The sequence below is a fragment of the Pedobacter jamesrossensis genome, from assembly GCF_042650905.1.
In the GTDB taxonomy this organism is placed as follows: domain Bacteria; phylum Bacteroidota; class Bacteroidia; order Sphingobacteriales; family Sphingobacteriaceae; genus Pedobacter; species Pedobacter jamesrossensis.
Genome location: NZ_JBHSBY010000145.1, coordinates 108,119 through 122,245, shown reverse-complemented (window position 1 = coordinate 122,245; position 14,127 = coordinate 108,119). Strand labels below are relative to the sequence as shown.

General features: G+C 34.3%; 13 protein-coding genes and 1 tRNA gene. 7 read left to right on the top strand and 7 right to left on the bottom strand.

All coding sequences use genetic code 11. The features are described from left to right. Window positions 1-8: 8 nt before the first annotated feature. Window positions 9-82: transfer RNA gene (locus tag ACFOUY_RS20385), tRNA-Asn, on the top strand. A 576-nt stretch (window positions 83-658) separates the two neighbouring features. Here ACFOUY_RS20385 and ACFOUY_RS20380 read toward each other — a convergent pair. From ACFOUY_RS20380 to ACFOUY_RS20370, 3 genes are read right to left on the bottom strand one after another with little or no spacing between them, the layout of a single operon-like run. Continuing rightward, on the bottom strand, window positions 659-1,693 hold the full coding sequence (locus ACFOUY_RS20380; RefSeq protein WP_378963131.1) for an MBL fold metallo-hydrolase: 1,035 nt from the start codon (window positions 1,691-1,693) through the stop codon (window positions 659-661). A 28-nt stretch (window positions 1,694-1,721) separates the two neighbouring features. Further along, on the bottom strand, window positions 1,722-2,288 hold the full coding sequence (locus tag ACFOUY_RS20375; RefSeq protein WP_378963130.1) for a Crp/Fnr family transcriptional regulator: 567 nt from the start codon (window positions 2,286-2,288) through the stop codon (window positions 1,722-1,724). Window positions 2,289-2,348: 60 nt separating this feature from the next. After that, entirely contained in the window at window positions 2,349-3,254 is a 906-nt protein-coding gene (locus ACFOUY_RS20370) for an SDR family NAD(P)-dependent oxidoreductase (protein WP_378963129.1), read from the bottom strand. 427 nt (window positions 3,255-3,681) lie between these two features. Between ACFOUY_RS20370 and ACFOUY_RS20365 the strand changes: the two genes are divergently transcribed. The 4 genes from ACFOUY_RS20365 to ACFOUY_RS20350 all read left to right on the top strand — a co-directional run bounded on the left by ACFOUY_RS20365 (window position 3,682) and on the right by ACFOUY_RS20350 (window position 7,716). Next, on the top strand, window positions 3,682-4,587 hold the full coding sequence (locus tag ACFOUY_RS20365; protein WP_378963128.1) for an alpha/beta hydrolase: 906 nt from the start codon (window positions 3,682-3,684) through the stop codon (window positions 4,585-4,587). 65 nt (window positions 4,588-4,652) lie between these two features. Next, window positions 4,653-5,012, top strand: a complete 360-nt coding sequence (locus ACFOUY_RS20360) for a hypothetical protein (protein WP_378963127.1) — start codon at window positions 4,653-4,655, stop codon at window positions 5,010-5,012. Window positions 5,013-5,044: 32 nt separating this feature from the next. Beyond that, on the top strand, window positions 5,045-5,956 hold the full coding sequence (locus ACFOUY_RS20355) for a helix-turn-helix domain-containing protein (RefSeq protein WP_378963126.1): 912 nt from the start codon (window positions 5,045-5,047) through the stop codon (window positions 5,954-5,956). A gap of 323 nt (window positions 5,957-6,279) precedes the next feature. Then, a complete protein-coding gene (locus tag ACFOUY_RS20350) occupies window positions 6,280-7,716 on the top strand; it encodes an AAA family ATPase (RefSeq protein WP_378963125.1) in 1,437 nt (478 codons plus the stop codon). 266 nt (window positions 7,717-7,982) lie between these two features. On the opposite strand, the gene ACFOUY_RS20345 is transcribed toward ACFOUY_RS20350, so the two are convergent. Next, window positions 7,983-8,267, bottom strand: a complete 285-nt coding sequence (locus ACFOUY_RS20345) for a hypothetical protein (protein ID WP_378963124.1) — start codon at window positions 8,265-8,267, stop codon at window positions 7,983-7,985. Window positions 8,268-8,699: 432 nt separating this feature from the next. Between ACFOUY_RS20345 and ACFOUY_RS20340 the strand changes: the two genes are divergently transcribed. After that, window positions 8,700-10,016, top strand: a complete 1,317-nt coding sequence (locus ACFOUY_RS20340; protein WP_378963123.1) for a helix-turn-helix transcriptional regulator — start codon at window positions 8,700-8,702, stop codon at window positions 10,014-10,016. A 41-nt stretch (window positions 10,017-10,057) separates the two neighbouring features. Here the strand turns inward: ACFOUY_RS20340 and ACFOUY_RS20335 are convergent, their stop codons facing one another. From ACFOUY_RS20335 to ACFOUY_RS20325, 3 genes are all read right to left on the bottom strand, one after another. Next, complete coding sequence (locus ACFOUY_RS20335; RefSeq protein WP_378963122.1) at window positions 10,058-10,633, bottom strand: hypothetical protein; 576 nt, start codon at window positions 10,631-10,633, stop codon at window positions 10,058-10,060. Between the two features lie 216 nt (window positions 10,634-10,849). Then, entirely contained in the window at window positions 10,850-11,950 is a 1,101-nt protein-coding gene (gene dinB, locus ACFOUY_RS20330) for a DNA polymerase IV (RefSeq protein WP_378963121.1), read from the bottom strand. A gap of 189 nt (window positions 11,951-12,139) precedes the next feature. Beyond that, window positions 12,140-12,499, bottom strand: coding sequence for a response regulator (locus ACFOUY_RS20325; protein WP_378963120.1), 360 nt, complete (start codon window positions 12,497-12,499; stop codon window positions 12,140-12,142). A 280-nt stretch (window positions 12,500-12,779) separates the two neighbouring features. Between ACFOUY_RS20325 and ACFOUY_RS20320 the strand changes: the two genes are divergently transcribed. Continuing rightward, window positions 12,780-13,805: a LacI family DNA-binding transcriptional regulator gene (locus ACFOUY_RS20320; RefSeq protein ID WP_378963119.1), complete on the top strand. Its 1,026-nt coding sequence runs from the start codon at window positions 12,780-12,782 to the stop codon at window positions 13,803-13,805. Window positions 13,806-14,127 lie beyond the last annotated feature (322 nt).

Genomic DNA, 14,127 nt, shown 5'->3' with positions numbered 1-14,127 from the left:
AATAAAATTCCTTCTTAGCTCAGCTGGTTAGAGCATCTGACTGTTAATCAGAGGGTCGCTGGTTCGAGCCCAGCAGAGGGAGCTGATAATCAATCAGTTAGCCCCATTCCGTCCGAGTGGGGCTTTTTATTTGCACAAAATTTGCACAGCAAAAATTTTATTATTTTTTTGGAAAACAGCGGATCAAGCGGAAAAGTTGGGTGTTGAGAAGTTTATGTATGTTGGTCAACATTATTATTTCGGACAACTCGATACTATCGTTGATATTCAATTTGCACAGAATTTGCACGCATTTTATTGTCTGTCGCATAGGGTCAATCCGCGGAAGTGCGACCTCATTCGATCACTGCGAAGCTATACTGAATTTTGAGAAAACATTGATAAACAAAGTAGCGGGACAATACAAAAAAAAGAAAAACGCGTAAATATTTTGAGGGGATCCAACATTGAAATAGCCACGCTTCCTATTATTTTTATTCCTATTAATCTTTGTTTTCGTTAAAATCTCAAGGATAGAGTTCGGGTCTACAAGTTTAAGAACATTCTCAATATTCGACCGTTTAGTGATAGCAATTGAGACGAGTATTTGATAATCAAGGATCGCCGTTGTAGCAAAATGTTTTATAAAAGACTTTTTTAGGATCCGCTGTTTACCAGATTAACATACATAGGCTACCCCTTCCTTAGATAGAATGAGTGATTCAGACGAAACGCCAGACTTACTGAGTGCCTTATCCAAATCTTGAAAAACATCTTCAAGCCCTTCATCAGCCAATTGAAAAGTTCCAAAATGACAGGCAATACTTTTTTTGCTACCAGTGTCCTCATGAATCAGGACTGCCTCATCTGGGTCGGTGTGGATCGGCGACATAAACCATTTTGGTTTGTAAGCACCTATAGGAATTATAGAAAGGTCGATAGGTGGATATTTCCCTCTAACATCCTTAAAGAGCTGATCATCATAGGCTGTATCATCCACAACGTAAAGGTTTTTAAATCCATTGATCATAAATCCGCACCATAAAGTGTTATTTGTGTCAAGCATGCCACGTCCGGAAAAATGGATGGCTGGAGTTGCCGTTATCTTGAGTTTGTCAAACATTGAATGCTGATGCCAGTCAAGTTGCCGAACTTTTGAAATATGCAGTCTTTTTAGAATATTATCTACGCCTAGAGGTACAATATATTCAGGACGGTGATGTTTGTCTATTGCTTTAATGGTATCTATATCCAGGTGATCATAATGGTTATGAGTAAGCAGCACCAAATCAATTTTTGGAAGAGAATCAAGATGAATTCCTGGCTGGCGCAGGCGTTTGGGGCCTGCCCAGGATAGTGGACTGGCACGCATTGACCACACGGGATCAATTAAAATATTCATTCCATCTATTTGAATCAAAAAAGTACTATGGTTGACAAATAGTATTTTAGCTTCATTTTTAGAAACGTCCAGGATTTTATCTTTGGAGGCATAATCTTTATAATCAGCTTTCCACTCACCCTTTTTCCTTGAAAGGCTCCATTTAAGCACATTCCAAAAACCGTTACCCTTAACTCCATTTGGATTTAAGAATTTCTTGCCGTCAAAATGGCTACTGACAGGACCGGTATATCCCTTTTCTGATATTGATATCCCATAGAGAATGGTTCCTATAACCAATAGTCCAAGAACAGATATAATGATCAAAAACATAATTTAATTTTAGCTAGCTGGACATTCATCATATACTTCTTCTGATTCTGCTCAATGATGAAGGCGTAATACCAAGGTACGATGCTATAAACACCAATGCGACGCGGTTAGCAATTCCAGGGTATCTATCTAAAAAAGTCAGATATCTAGTTGTGGCATCTTCCGCAATTAAGGGGCTAATCCGCTCAATTTTTTGTAATAAGCCCTTTGATGTTATTTTAGCAACAATGGCATCCCATCCCAGAATGGTATGAGAAAGATCTTCCCAGCTTTTTTTAGAGAAGACCAAAAGTTTGCACTCCGTAACCGCCTGCACATATTCAGATGAGGGGATCCGGTTATCAAAACTATTAAGATCAACAACAAAATTATCTTCATCAATAAAGTAACGGGTCACATCCTCTCCATTTTTATTATAGTAACTTACCCTGATTATTCCATCAAGAATAAAACCAACCCGATTGGCAACCTTTCCTGCTTCTGAGAAGTAATCTCCCTCATTCAGCAATAATTCAGTTGCATGCTTTTTTATAAAAGCGATCTGTTGGTCATTAAGGCTCCCAAAGTGTAATAGATAATCTATAAGTTTTTCCATATGTAATGAATTAAAAAAATTCTTGGAGTAATGAGATACTTATTTCAATTATACCAATAATTAACCTTTAATCAGTTCGATGCTCGAGTTCCATAGTTCTTTCTGGAACTTTTCATTATAAGAATCAGATGAGGATTTAGTGACCTCTCCATCAGAAAAGTATATTCCGTTCAAGTCAGCATACTTTTTTGAATAGCCAAGGTCAGCCAAACGGCTTCCAGATAATACCGCAGTGTTTGTGTTCTTTTTAAAATGGGTAAGAACAGGCATGATGTGATTCCATACAAATCTTAAAATTGCTGGATAATTTTTTGCTAATCCCGTGCCTGGAACCATACCAGGATCAAATGCATTAACCCTTATCCCAAGGGGTGCTAATTTTTCATGAAAGAGGTAGGCTGTCATTACATTACATAACTTTGAAGTTGAATAACGCCTTTGACCAACGGTCGTTGCTTTTTCCGTAGTTTTTTGAGGGAAAGCCAGTTCACTGCCACTGGTATAAACCGGCGGTTCAATTCCAGTTTTTGTTAGTGGGTCATGTGTATCACTTGCAGTAAAAGTAATGCTCGCACCACTTATCATGTATGGGGTGAGCAATTGCGTAAGGTAGAAACCACCCAAATGATTAGTTCCAAAAGTAATTTCAAATCCGTCCTTTGTATATGCTGTCTCACCGATATGCTGCAATCCCGCGTTGTTTATTAAAGCAGATATTTCCTTGTGATCAGTTTTTGAAAACGCTATCTCAAATTCCCGGATGGACTGAAGTGAGGCAAGGTCAAGCTCCATACATACTAATCTTGGATGCCCGGTCTCTTTTTTTATTTTTTCGGCAGCCAAATTTCCAGCTGTGATATTTCTACAGGCTATTATGATAGACTCTTTAGGAGCTAATCTAGCCATTTGCATTGCACATTCATAGCCTATTCCACTATTTGCGCCTGTAATTATAATCGATTTCATTTTTCAATTTTATTTATAGCACAAAGGTGTGTTCTAAATAAGTGCCGGCACTTGTCATATGACAAAATCGAAATTTACCGGGCTTTTTATTTTTCTTAATAATTACCAAAATTCCCTCGTTTAATGATAATCTAAATTGGCAAATCTAAAAGAGAACCCAACGGCATAAAAACCTAGTTGATGTTTTCATAATTATCATAAACCCATTTCATTAATCAAAATTAATTTTAGGTTTTTGATAATGAACAATGACCATTTTTAGGTTAAAAACTAATGGCAGTGTTTGTATAGTCAATCAAAAAGCCTTTCAAAAAACGAGGGAATAATGATAATCCGTAGAAATTTGGATACAACTAACCCTGATTTGGAAACATTCCATTTTAAGTATTTGCTGAATTTTGTATTGTAAACATTAAATAAAATAATAATGCAAAAAGTAAGTTTTAAAAACAGAACTTGGGATTTAGCCGGAAATATTTTTCTTCCAGAAAACTTTGATGATACCAAAAAATATCCTGCCATTGTTTGTGTACATCCTGGAAGCAGTGTGAAAGAGCAGACTGCAGGTTTGTATGCTACCGAGCTAGCTCTAAATGGATTTATAGCTTTAGCGTTTGATGCTTCTTTTCAGGGTGAAAGCGGGGGCGAACCAAGATTTTTGGAAGATCCCGCAACAAGGGTTGAAGACATTCGTTGTGCCATAGATTATTTGACAACCTTGGTATTTGTTGACAACGACCGCATCGGTGCTATGGGTGTTTGTGCAGGTGGTGGATATGCAGCCAATGCTTCTCTTTCGGAAAAAAGAATTAAAGCTATAGCAACCGTAATAGGTACTAATGCAAGCCGGGCTTTCAGAGAAGCTAATCCTATTGAAACTCTTACAGCAGTTTCACAACAACGTACAGCAGAGGCTAACGGTGCTGAAAAGATTATCAATAACTGGATACCTGATTCTGCCGAAGAAGCAGAAAAATTAGGATTGGAAGAAATGGACTTGTTGGAAGCTATTGATTATTACAGAACACCTCGCGGACAACATCCAAACTCTTGCAATAAATTACTTTTTACAAGCATGAGCAACCTGATTATGTTTGATGCTTTTCATTTGGCGGAATATTTCCTTACACAACCTCTGTTGGTAATTGTTGGAGACAAAGTTGGAGGTTTTGGTTCATACAGAGACGGCTTCGATTTATATAACAAAGCTGCATCAGCCAACAAAAAAATACATATCGTAAAAGGTGCCAGCCACTATGATTTGTACGACCAACCCGAAGCTACTAAAGAAGCATTAAAACAATTAATTCCGTTCTTTCAAGCAAATATTTAATTTTTTCTTTACCATAAAAAACACAACAATAAATAAACATTAATTTTTATCCGTTTCATTTTAATATGAATTTGTTCTTAAAAATATCAGGTGTAATATTGCTAATTACTGGCTTTATTCTGGCAATAAAGCCGGATCTATTGGGTAGATTTTCCGGCCCAATAGATCCTTACCAAATGATAGAGAAAAGAGTGAAGTGGGGTATTATAGTTGGTTTAGGCCTGTTTTTGATATTTAATAACAACTGTACATCGTGGGGTTTAATCACAACTGCGTTCCTTGCTACATTAACCGTTGGCGTAATCATGGTAAGAGTAATGGCCTTCGTTTGGGGCGGCTTTTTTATCAAACAATTATGGTGGTTGTTAATAGAATTTTTAGCGTTAATTTTGTTCGGATTTTTGTATTGGAAACAAAAGCAATAAAGTAACTTATAATTCCTAAGACATAAAAGGGTATGCAAACTATCAATTCCTTATCTGAATTCCATCGATTATTGTCCATTCCTCCACCATTACACCCTTTGATAAGTGTGGTACAGGTTTCTGAACTGCACGCCATCAGTTCTAGTGTATGGAAAAAATTCACCACAAATTTTTATATCATTTCGCTAAAAAATAAAATTCAGTCCAAAATAAAATATGGCCAGAATTATTATGATTTCGACAGTGGTACAATGATTTTTACAGCGCCAAGACAAGTTCAATCGGTTGAAGTTGAAACAACCAATACTTTCAATGAAACTATGGGAACAGGATATGTGCTGATGTTTCATCCTGATTTTTTGGCAAAGCATCCATTAGCAGGAAATATAAAAAATTACAGTTTCTTTTTGTATTCAGTAAATGAAGCTTTGCATCTTTCCGAAAAAGAAGAAAACAGCATGATTGCCATTTTCAAAAAAATAGAAGAAGAATACCAGCATATCGACCGTCATACGCAAAGTGTAATCCTTGCCCAGGTAGATTTGTTACTGACTTACAGCAACCGTTTCTACGAAAGACAGTTTATTACGCGAAAAGCAGTAAATGATGATCTTTTAGTCAGGGCCGAAACAATTATCAATGAATATTATGATAAAGAACGTGGTTTGCAAAGCGGACTACTTACAGTGGAATATTTAGCGGAACAAATGAATTTGTCCCCTAACTATTTGAGTGACGCAATGCGTTCTCTTACTGGCCAAAGTACTCAGCAACACATTCAAGAAATATTGATTGAGAGAGCAAAAGAATATCTTTCTTCAACAACATTATCAGTTTCCGAAATTGCATACCACTTAGGCTATCAACGTACACAGTCATTCAACAAACTATTTAAAAATAAAACCGAGATGTCACCTTTGGCCTACCGTCAATCTTTCAATTGACAAATTTTGGTTAAATATACTTTACGTTTGATATCAAAAAACGGTGGAAATTTAATACTTCAAAAGGATTCTGTAAAACTTGGATATGTTTATAACACTAGAGTTTATTGCTATTTAAATAAAGCTTCTCTGTAATTGTACTGCGTTTTTCAGTGATAATGTTTTAAAATTTCAACAAAGAATTTAATATTATAGATTTGGCGAGCTATCGTTTTTGATATCTCGCCAAAAGCCTATATTTTGAATAGATTTGGCGAGCTATCTATTTTAATAGCTCGCCAAAAGTATATATATTTGCTGAAGGATATTAACTTTAATCTTGTATGGAAAAGCTTATTGGCAGGAAAGCGGAAATAGATATATTAAAAGAAGCACTTAGCTCTAACGAAGCCGAACTTGTTGCGGTTTATGGACGAAGAAGAGTAGGCAAGACATTTCTGATCAGCCAGGTTTATAGCCGAAATTTAATCTGTGAGTTTTCAGGTGTACACAACGCCCCGGTGCACGAACAATTGGATAATTTTAGGAATGTGATCGCAAAGGCATTGAATTCACCAATTCCCCCAGCAATTCCCAAAAACTGGACTGAAGCATTTAGGTTGCTCATCAATTTCTCCGAGCCATTGCTAAAAAAACAAAAAGCGGTTATTTTCTTTGATGAATTTCCATGGCTGAGTTCACCCAAATCTGGATTTCTATCCGCCTTTGAGTATTTTTGGAATTCATGGGGTTCAAAACAAGAAAATCTAATTGTTGCGATATGCGGTTCTGCCGCCTCATGGATGATCCAGAATATTGTAAATAATAAAGGTGGGTTACATAATAGGATCACTCGACGAATGCGCCTGCTTCCTTTCACGCTTTATGAAACTTCTGCATATCTCAAAACCAAGTCGGTAAACCTGGACCAATATCAAATATTACAAGTTTATATGGCCTTGGGGGGAATACCACATTATCTAAAAGAGATTAAAAAAGGAGAAAGTGCCACTCAAATTATTGATAGGTTGTGTTTCACCAAGGAAGGGTTGTTGGTTAATGAATTTAAAAATCTTTATAGCTCTTTGTTCGAAATGGCTGACAGGCATATTGCAATCGTCAAAGCGCTTGCAGCAAAGTCTTCTGGATTAACTCGAAATGAAATCATCTCGGAATGCGGGTTGGTTAGTGGTGGTGGTACGACCAAATTATTGGATGAGTTGATGGAGTCCGGCTTTGTAAGTATTTATCTTCCATTTCAAAGAAACGTTAAGGAATCAATATATAAGCTAGCTGATGAATACAGCTTGTTTTATCTAAAATTTATTGAGCATTCGAGGGCAACAGGCCAGGGAACATGGATCAAGAAGGCGAGCTCACAATCATGGAAAAGTTGGAGCGGAATAGCTTTTGAAAGTATTTGCCTAAAGCATACTGTCCAGATCAAGCAAGTCATCGGAATTTCGGGCATCTATTCAGAAGAGTCAGCCTGGAGGTTTGCGCCAGGCAAATTAGGTAAGGGAGCCCAGGTCGATCTGCTTTTAGATAGGCAAGATGTATGTATCAGCATTTGCGAAATGAAATTTTCGAACGAAGAATATGCAATTAGCAAGTCTTATGCTGCGGAACTCCAGGACAAATTGAAGATTTTTAAAGCGGAAACAAAAACAAAGAAAACCTTATTCCTGACAATGGTCACCACTTATGGTACGAAGGATAACCTATATAAAACTGGTCTCGTACAAAATGAGGTGACCATGGACGATTTGTTCAAAGCATAGAGATATAAAAAGCTATTGCTGGTTTTTATATTCCTCAATAAAGCCGTATATTTAGTTAAACAAAATAAAAACCGTTACAAATACATTACGGGATTTCTTTGAAGGCTTGTAACTATTTGATAAACATATTGTTAGAAATAGATTACGTCCGTCTGTTAATCAGAGGGTCGCTGGTTCGAGCCCAGCAGAGGGAGCACCATAATTGGCGCAAAGCCTTACCAAGAGCGGTAAGGCTTTTTTTTGCTCAAAAATCTAGAAGATGATTACTATACATAAACTTGTTTTAAAAATTCGTTCGTTTGTTGATGAACCTCTACATTTAAAAAAAGTGAGGTATTCGGTTTAGCCTTCGATATTAGTGCATCAAAGAAAACTTCATTAATCTCTTTTGGTGAGCCAACAAAGATGGCAACTGGAAGTTCATTCTTAACTTTTTGTTCACTACTAAAAACAGTTACAATCATTCGGCTTTCATCTGTAAATGCAATGTCTATTTTCCACGAATCTGCTTCTGGTAAATTATTAATGGATTGAAAAAAATTGGTTCTCATGTTTTTATTTTTTAGCCTTAATAAGTTGTGTCGAACAAAAGAATCGTTTTTAATGAAGTTTTAAAAAATAATAAATACGCAGATCTACACGATAGTGGTAAAATGCTGATTATCAATTGCGAGAAAATAAACACTTGTTTAGTTAAAAAAAAAGTGTTTGATTTTCAATCTTATAAAACCTTGGAATTTTAGGATATTAAGCCTAATTTAAGTTTTAAAATTGTTATCAATAAATTTTAAGCATTTAAATAGGCTATTTAATGAAATGTGTAGATGTGAGTAGGGGTTATTTCTTTGATTATTTTCAATTTTGTTAAATTATTTATAAACAAGTTTAGATTATCCTACTTCTTATCCCTATCAATCCCATTAATGAATTTTACTTATACCTGGGCTTTAGCCAAAAAAATACTTTCTGTTTTCTTAATTTTTGTGATTATTGCCGTTGGCGCAGCAATTATTGTTTTAAATACAATAAACGAAAAACTAGGTGATATATCTAGTCTGGCTACTAATATAGAGCATAGTCAATTAGAACCCGAGAAAATCTTGTTACTTATACATGAAGCTGAAGGCGATTTTCAAGAATCTTTGGTGCGTGCAAGTAATAAAAAGTACGCAGATTATAATGTTAAGCTATCTAAAGTGTTTCTTATGATTGATACACTTCTTAAGGAAAGAACAGATACTTCACAACTTAATACCAAGCAAGTAAACAAGGTTAAATTTTGGTATCATCAAAAATCTAAACTATCCGATAAATTATTCGTGCTTAAACATAGTTTTGACTCCCTCTTAACTATTTATGCAAATTTTAATAAAGAGGCTTCCCAAAATTTAAAAAAAATAGATGTAAACTCTCATAAGCAAGAATCCGATATTAAAAGTAATGCAGATACAATTTTAAAAGTGGTGAAGGTTGAAAAAAAGAGTTTCTTTAAAAGAATTAAAGATGCAATTTCAAATAAAGATAAAACTGAAAGCATTAAAATCATCAATAATAAAAATACACATGTAACCGATTCTTATAATAAAAATATTGCTGGCGATGGTAGAAAAGAATATCTGAGAAAATTGCAACAACTGCAGCGAGAAAATGAAAAACTGCTTACAATGCAGGGAGAACTTATTGTTTTGAATAGTCACATTAGCAATGAATTACAAAGCATAATAAGCAATTTAAAAGACATTAATTACAAAATGATTGATGAGTTTAAGGTTTATGCACTTAAAAACTATAAAGAAACAACCACACTGTTAAATAAATTTTATTTGGGTTCACTTTTTCTAGTAGTTCTCTTTGCTGTTTTGCTTATCATATTCATAGTTAAGTTAAATGATGCAGAAATTTTATTAAGAACGGAGAGTGCAATGTCTATAGAAAGGGCACATCAGAAAATAAATGACCTGGTTAAGAAAGCAGAAATTAATAATGGTGCACAATCTCCAGCTAAAACAGAAGAATTGAAGGATATTGTTCAACTTGCTGTAGAGAATAACCCTGCATTTTTTATTAAATTTAACGAGTTTGATACTGAATTTAGTAAGAAACTTTTAAGTATTGCACCTAATTTAATTGCAGCGGAGGTAGAGTTTTGTGCTTTGTTACGATTAAATTTTGAAACTAAGGAGATTGCTCGTTACACAAAGAGCTCCGTTCGTGCAGTTGAGGGTAAAAAGTATAGAATAAGAAAGAAAATTGGTATACCATCTGTTACTGACTTGAATATGTGGATGGCGCAAATTTAATGAAAGATTTAAGACAGAAATAAACCCATCTCAAGCGGACCCTAATAATCAGAATGGACTGCAGTAAATTTAGAAACACCTACTGTTAGATAGCTTAAGTATTCTAAAGAAAGTACCAACGCACCTGATAAATATGGCTCATATCCTTTTGGCTTTATAATGTGTAGAATATTTCTTTTGCTGAAGTAATGATCATCACAAAAAAGATTAAACAAATTAAACCTTTTTTCTAAATTATTCATGGCTAGAATAAATGCTGCGGTTTCACCCGTTGGAATAAATCCGTTATTTTTAACATCTTTTACGCCACCAAATTCAGTGAAATTTTTATTGAGATTTTCATTTTTAATTAAGAAAACATCAAGCATCTCTGGTTTTATATGAGGCGCAATAGATAAAAGTAAAACAATTCTTTCAGCAATACTTGTTTGGTCTCGCTTAATTATTTCAGCATAAAAAGACTCATCTAAAGTAACATCGGGTGGCTGAATATCATATATGCTTTTATATTCTGTTTCCTGACCTAAAAATAATTTTATACTTGTGTTGATAATTTTTGACAACCAATCTAACTCTTGAGTTAATGCGACGGCGTTTTTTTTAATGATGCCTTTCATGAAAGCTTGTTTAATTTCTGACAAGTTAAGTTAAGTATTTTTTGTGGTTAAATAGAATTATTTTTTTTGTATAGTATTGATTTATTGTTTATTGCGATAAAGTACGGTGAAGGAAAAGTTGATTTTTGTAGAGATTTTTAAACATTTAGGAAATCTGAAATAAATATATATTAATAAACGGAGGGTAAGTCTTGTGTAGCAACTCCAATTGTGCTACTAGAATTCAAATTCCAGTTGATTGCTTTCTGGCTTATCAATCGAAACTTCATCGTAAAATCTTGATAAAGTAATCCCAAGAAGCCTAACTTTTGATAAGCCGATATTTGCTTCATTAAGTAATTTAATGGCTTCATCGTAAATTATTTCAGTATTATTAATAGGTGTTGTAAAAGATCGGCTTCTCGTTATTTGTTTAAAATCTTCGAATTTTATTTTTAGTGTTACCGTTTTACCTTTAAGCTGATGCTTTTCTAAACGCCCTGCAACCGTAGCACTAATTTCTTGTAGCAAGCTATGCATTACCGAATCGTCATTTGTGTCTTCTGAAAGCGTATCTTCGGCGCCAACAGATTTACTTTCTCTGTTAGATTGTACTGGCCGTTCATCTATTCCTCGCACTACTTTGTAGTAAAATTTACCTGTTTTGCCAAACTGGGAGATGAGTTGCTGTTCTGTTAATTTTTTTAAATCAGCACCAGTATTAATTTGCATGGCCTTCATTCTGGCGGCGGTTACTTTACCAACACCAAAGAATTTTTCTACTGGCAATTTTTCCATAAAGGCTTTAACTTTTGATGGACCAATAAAGGTTAATCCATCGGGTTTATTCATGTCAGAAGCAATTTTGGCGATAAATTTATTCACAGAAACACCAGCAGACGCTGTTAAATTTAACTCGTTTTTTATGGCATCTTTTATAGATTGGGCAATATCAATTGCCGACCCAATTCCAAGTTTATCTTCAGTAACATCAAGATAAGCTTCATCTAAAGAAAGTGGTTCAATTAAATCGGTATAACGGCTAAAAATCTCTCTAATACTTCTTGATACTGATTTATAAGCATCGAATCGAGGATATACAAATATTGCTGAAGGACAAAGTTGATAAGCTTTACTGCAAGACATTGCCGAACGGATTCCAAATTGACGAGCTTCGTAACTTGCGGTTGATACCACTCCTCTGCTATCGGGTTTGCCACCCACAACTAAAGGTTTCCCTCTATATTCTGGAAAATCACGTTGCTCAACAGACGCGTAAAAAGCATCCATATCAATATGAATAATTTTTCTTAATACTGGTAGGTTTTCTTCAGACATCTAATCATTTAAAATTCGGGATTTTTATCTTGAATCTTGAATTAGATTTTTTTCTTTACAAAACATGGAAAGAGCACATAGAAGATTGTTTTGATGGATTGTAAGGACTGGTTTTTTGCAAAGAATAAAACGTAAATTATTTTAACTACTACTTCGGTTTGGTAGATTTATTTACATGCTTGCTTAAAATTAATTAAGTAAATGAGTTACTTTATTTAGTAAAGAATCCATTTCAAAGGGTTTTTCCATGAAATCGTTAGCGCCTGCATCAAGAGCCGACTGTTTAATATCCCGACTTGCAGAAATCATCAAGATTGGAATTTCTTTGTAAATGGGGTCGCTTTTAAGTTGTTTGCAAATATCTCTGCCATCGTGTCCGCTCATCCAAATATCAAGTAAAATTAAATCGGGTTTGTTTTTAACGGCATCTAATACTGCTCCGCCATCGTAGGTAAAATCAACTTCATAACCCATAACTTGTAGTATCATTGTAACAGCATCAACTATTCCTTCATCGTCATCAGCTATAAGAATTCTTTTATTTTCCATCTTTTATTCCTAATACCAATTACAGGCTGTAACACGCAGCCATTGCTTTTATAAGCTTGTTATAGTATTAATACGTTTAGTCTATATTTTGTTTTATAAATATAGATTATTTTTTTGCGTTAAATCTTAATACATATTAGTATGAGTTTTAATACCTTCTCAAAGAGGTAAAATGGTTTTTTGTTTTAATTATTGATTTATAAGAAGATCATTACAATTAGTGTATTAATCCTTTATATTTACACCATTATTTTATAATAATCATGCTTTTTAACCAAAAATGGATAGTATTAATATAAAGAAATTAGCTGAAGCCCTAAATTTATCTACATCTACAATCTCAAGGGCTTTTAGAGATAATAGTGATATTAATGCTTCAACAAAGGAACTTATTCTATCAAAAGCTAAAGAGTTAAACTACCAGCCCAATCATTATGCTAGTAATTTAAGAGAGCAAAAAAGTAAAACCATTGCTGTAATTGTTCCAGAGTTGGCCAATAATTATTTCTCGCAGGCTATTCATGGTATAGAGCGTGTTGCAAGAGAAAATGGTTACCATATTCTAATTTACGTAACCGATGATGACTATTCGAAAGAGGTAAATTTTATTCGCCACTTGCATAACGGTAGAGCAGATGGTATAATTATGTCGGTTTCGGGAGAGGCAAATGACCATAATTATTTGAACAAATTTGGCGCCAGGCAGTTACCACTGGTTTTTTTCGATAGAATTTACGAAGATATTGAAACCCCAAGAGTAGTTACAAACGATTATAATAGTAGCTTTTTAGCTACCGAGCATTTAATAGAGCAAGGTTCTAAAAGGATTGCTTATTTAGTGGTAAATAAAAGTTTATCAATTGGTAAAACTCGTATGCAGGGTTACATAGATGCATTAGAGAAATATAAATTACCATTCGATGAGAATTTGATTGTAGATTGTAGCAACAGCTATGAAGAAAACAGTGTAATTATTAAGTCTGCATTAACCGAACTTAAACCCGATGGTGTTTTCACCTCTGTAGAGCGTTTAGCATTTGCCACTTATTACGCTTGTTATGATTTGAATATTTCTATTCCTCGGGATTTAAAAATAATTAGCTTTTCGAGCTTAGAAATTGCGCCGTTGCTCAACCCATCTTTAACTACAATTACTCAGCCAGCCACAGAGATAGGTACAGAAGCGGCCAAAATGTTATTCGATATTTTGAGCTCGGATGGTGATAAAAAACGCCCAAAAGAACTGGTTTTGCAATCAAAAATTATCATGCGAAATTCGACCTCAAATTCGCCTCAAAAACCCTAAAAAAAAGACAGTTATTTTTGCCTGTTTTTAATCAAAAAAAATCTTCACTTAGTGTATTTTAAGCAGAATTTACCGAATTTTTCGGGAACGTTCCCGAAAAATATTCCTTAATCTGTTGAAAAACGTCGGGAACGTTCCCGAAATTACCACCAGAAATAGCTTAGTGTAAAAAATACACTTAAATTAAAATTTCAACATTTATAAAATGTTGAATTACAGTTTATTGTGATTTTTAAAGTTGATTAATTGTAAAAATAAATTTATTAAAAATTACATTTTCTTCAATTAAAACAGCTCACAAAATAAGGCTGAAAATATATTT

Bases quoted from the DNA above. Each gene is read 5' to 3' on its own strand.
- ACFOUY_RS20370 (WP_378963129.1), bottom strand. From the start codon at position 3,254: ATGAAATCGATTATAATTACAGGCGCAAATAGTGGAATAGGCTATGAA.
- ACFOUY_RS20380 (WP_378963131.1), bottom strand. From the start codon at position 1,693: ATGTTTTTGATCATTATATCTGTTCTTGGACTATTGGTTATAGGAACC.
- ACFOUY_RS20365 (WP_378963128.1), top strand. From the start codon at position 3,682: ATGCAAAAAGTAAGTTTTAAAAACAGAACTTGGGATTTAGCCGGAAAT.
- dinB (WP_378963121.1), bottom strand. From the start codon at position 11,950: ATGTCTGAAGAAAACCTACCAGTATTAAGAAAAATTATTCATATTGAT.
- ACFOUY_RS20375 (WP_378963130.1), bottom strand. From the start codon at position 2,288: ATGGAAAAACTTATAGATTATCTATTACACTTTGGGAGCCTTAATGAC.
- ACFOUY_RS20360 (WP_378963127.1), top strand. From the start codon at position 4,653: ATGAATTTGTTCTTAAAAATATCAGGTGTAATATTGCTAATTACTGGC.
- ACFOUY_RS20320 (WP_378963119.1), top strand. From the start codon at position 12,780: ATGGATAGTATTAATATAAAGAAATTAGCTGAAGCCCTAAATTTATCT.
- ACFOUY_RS20345 (WP_378963124.1), bottom strand. From the start codon at position 8,267: ATGAGAACCAATTTTTTTCAATCCATTAATAATTTACCAGAAGCAGAT.
- ACFOUY_RS20325 (WP_378963120.1), bottom strand. From the start codon at position 12,499: ATGGAAAATAAAAGAATTCTTATAGCTGATGACGATGAAGGAATAGTT.
- ACFOUY_RS20350 (WP_378963125.1), top strand. From the start codon at position 6,280: ATGGAAAAGCTTATTGGCAGGAAAGCGGAAATAGATATATTAAAAGAA.
- ACFOUY_RS20335 (WP_378963122.1), bottom strand. From the start codon at position 10,633: ATGAAAGGCATCATTAAAAAAAACGCCGTCGCATTAACTCAAGAGTTA.
- ACFOUY_RS20355 (WP_378963126.1), top strand. From the start codon at position 5,045: ATGCAAACTATCAATTCCTTATCTGAATTCCATCGATTATTGTCCATT.